The 329-nt window shown below is 56.2% G+C and carries 1 protein-coding gene; it reads left to right on the forward strand.

The window, feature by feature from the left end; all coding sequences use genetic code 11:
• Nucleotides 1-329: hypothetical protein (locus B0D78_RS13000; protein WP_168170139.1), on the forward strand; the 329-nt coding region annotated here is incomplete at both ends.

A 329-nucleotide genomic window follows, 5' to 3' on the forward strand; every position in this document is an offset into this window, starting at 1 on the left:
ACAAAGTCAACACCGCCAACCTGAACACCGCCATCAACAACCAGATCGCCAACAACACCACCGTGCAGAACCTCGCCGGCGGCTTCAAAGTGAAAGCGGGAGCGAATGAAGGCCCCATCGTCGCCGGCAATACGTTGGAATTCGCCGGCAAAAACTACGTGGAAGCCGAGTATGACAGCACGGCCAAGAAAATGACCATCGGCCTCGACGACGCCACCAAGAACAAGATCGACAACCTCAGCACCACCATCAACAACGCGTCCAAATGGACCATCAAAGACGGAGAGACGCCGGCGGGCGAGAAAGAAATCAACAGCACCACTCCGCTC

The organism is Pyramidobacter sp. C12-8 (assembly GCF_002007215.1).
Taxonomy (GTDB): domain Bacteria; phylum Synergistota; class Synergistia; order Synergistales; family Dethiosulfovibrionaceae; genus Pyramidobacter.